General features: G+C 54.2%; 2 protein-coding genes. Both read left to right on the top strand.

Going from position 1 to position 2,723, the window contains the following annotated elements; genetic code table 11:
- Positions 1 to 408: FMN-binding protein MioC (mioC, locus tag AB7E14_RS22565; RefSeq protein WP_428169994.1), on the top strand; the 408-nt coding region annotated here is incomplete at its 5' end.
- Between the two features lie 379 nt (positions 409 to 787).
- The gene (gene mnmG, locus AB7E14_RS22560) at positions 788 to 2,677 is read left to right on the top strand and encodes a tRNA uridine-5-carboxymethylaminomethyl(34) synthesis enzyme MnmG (RefSeq protein ID WP_046401922.1); all 1,890 of its coding nucleotides are present in this window, start codon (positions 788 to 790) and stop codon (positions 2,675 to 2,677) included.
- Positions 2,678 to 2,723: the final 46 nt, after the last annotated feature.

Genomic DNA, 2,723 nt, shown 5'->3' with positions numbered 1-2,723 from the left:
GGCGGCGCTGAATATGTTGCAGAACACCTGGCTGAAAAGCTGGAAGATGCCGGTTTTTCTACTGAAACCCTGCACGGCCCGCTGTTAGAGGATCTTTCTGCCTCCGGGATCTGGCTAGTCATCAGCTCCACGCACGGTGCGGGAGACATTCCGGATAACCTTGTTCCTTTATATGAAGATCTTCAATCGCAAAAACCAAATCTGTCGCAGGTTCGTTTCGGCGCGATCGGTATCGGCAGTCGCGAATATGACACCTTCTGTGGCGCTATCGAGAAGATCGAAGCTGAACTGAAGCATTCCGGAGCCAGACAGATCGGCGAAACGCTGAAGATCAACATCCTTGAACACGATATTCCGGAAGATCCGGCTGAAGCCTGGCTGGGATCCTGGATTAATTTACTCAAATAAGTGTAAAGTTCGTGCGATCGAGTGTGGATAACTCTGTCAGGAACCTTGGATCAACCAGTAGTTATCCAAAGAATAACCGTTGTTCAGTTTTTGAGTTGTGTATAACCCTTCATTCTGATCCCAGCTTATACGGACCAGGATCACCGATCATTCACAGCTAATGATCCTTACCAAGGTATTGATCTTAATACCGGGATCCGGCTTATCCACAGCCAATGGCGATCCTAATAAGAGATCACAATAGAACAGATCTCTAAATAAAAAGATCTTCTTTTTAATAGCCAGGATCCCGGGGTCTTTCTCAAGCCGACAAAGTTGAGTAGAATCCACCGCCCGGGCTTCAATCCATTTTCACACCGCGTTATGCGAGGCAATTACCATGTTTTATCCGGATCCTTTTGACGTCATCATCATTGGCGGGGGTCATGCAGGCACTGAGGCCGCGATGGCCGCAGCGCGTATGGGTCAACAAACCCTGCTTTTGACACACAATATCGACACGCTGGGGCAGATGAGCTGCAACCCGGCGATTGGCGGTATTGGGAAGGGACACCTGGTAAAAGAAGTGGATGCGCTCGGCGGGCTGATGGCACAAGCAATCGACCATGCAGGTATCCAGTTTAGGATACTAAACGCGAGCAAAGGACCGGCGGTTCGCGCTACCCGTGCTCAGGCGGATCGTGTGCTGTACCGTCAGGCGGTGCGTACCGCGCTGGAGAACCAACCCAACCTGATGATCTTCCAGCAGGCGGTTGAAGATCTGATTGTTGAAAACGATCGTGTCGTTGGCGCAGTGACCCAGATGGGGCTGAAATTCCGCGCCAAAGCGGTAGTGTTGACCGTTGGAACTTTCCTTGACGGCAAAATTCATATTGGTCTGGATAATTACAGCGGTGGCCGTGCTGGCGATCCGCCGTCCATTCCGCTCTCTCGCCGTCTGCGCGAACTGCCGCTGCGCGTAAGCCGTCTTAAAACCGGCACCCCGCCGCGTATCGATGCACGCACGATTAATTTCAGCGTGCTGGCGCAGCAGCATGGCGACAACCCAATGCCGGTCTTCTCGTTCATGGGCAATGCTGCCCAGCACCCACAACAGGTGCCGTGCTATATCACACATACCAACGAGAAAACCCATGACGTGATCCGTAATAACCTCGATCGTAGCCCGATGTATGCAGGCGTGATCGAAGGGATCGGACCACGTTACTGCCCGTCGATCGAAGATAAAGTGATGCGCTTTGCCGATCGTAACCAGCACCAGATCTTCCTGGAGCCGGAAGGGCTTACCTCAAATGAAATTTACCCGAACGGGATCTCCACCAGCCTGCCTTTCGACGTGCAGATGCAGATTGTCCGCTCAATGGAAGGGATGGAGAACGCGAAAATCGTCCGTCCGGGTTATGCCATTGAGTATGACTTTTTCGACCCGCGCGACCTGAAACCGACGCTGGAAAGCAAATTTATCCAGGGCCTGTTCTTCGCCGGACAAATTAACGGTACCACCGGCTACGAAGAGGCTGCTGCCCAGGGCCTGCTTGCTGGGCTCAATGCCGCGCGTCTGTCCGCAGACAAAGAAGGGTGGGCACCGGCGCGTTCTCAGGCCTATCTCGGCGTACTGGTCGACGACCTGTGCACGCTGGGTACCAAAGAACCGTACCGCATGTTCACCTCGCGTGCCGAATACCGTCTGATGCTGCGCGAAGACAACGCCGATCTGCGTCTGACCGAAATGGGGCGTGAACTGGGGCTGGTGGATGACGTGCGTTGGGCTCGCTTCAACGAGAAGCTGGAGAACATCGAACGCGAACGCCAGCGCCTGAAATCTACCTGGGTGACGCCTGCGGCGGAATCGGCCAACGAAGTGAATGCTCACCTTACTGCGCCGCTGTCTCGTGAAGCCAGTGGTGAAGATCTGCTGCGTCGTCCGGAAATGACCTATGCACAGCTCACGAGGCTGACGCCGTTTGCCCCCGCACTGGAAGACGCGCAGTCTGCTGAGCAGGTTGAAATCCAGGTGAAGTACGAAGGTTATATCGCTCGTCAGCAGGATGAGATTGAAAAACAGCTGCGCAATGAAAACACGCTGCTGCCTGCCACGCTGGATTACCGCCAGGTATCTGGCCTGTCGAACGAAGTGATTGCCAAGCTAAACGATCACAAGCCGGTTTCGATCGGCCAGGCATCGCGCATCTCTGGCGTCACGCCTGCCGCTATCTCCATTCTGCTGGTGTGGCTGAAAAAACAGGGTATGCTGCGCCGCAGCGCTTAATGTGTTGAACGTTGCCCGGTGGCGCATTGCTTACCGGGCAAATTAG

The sequence above is a fragment of the Citrobacter sp. genome (assembly GCF_050252275.1).
GTDB classification, from domain to species: Bacteria; Pseudomonadota; Gammaproteobacteria; order Enterobacterales; family Enterobacteriaceae; genus Citrobacter_A; species Citrobacter_A amalonaticus.
The sequence above is the reverse complement of the archived record's forward strand: the minus strand, read 5'-3'. Positions and strand labels throughout refer to the sequence as shown.

Bases quoted from the DNA above. Each gene is read 5' to 3' on its own strand.
- mnmG (WP_046401922.1), top strand. From the start codon at position 788: ATGTTTTATCCGGATCCTTTTGACGTCATCATCATTGGCGGGGGTCAT.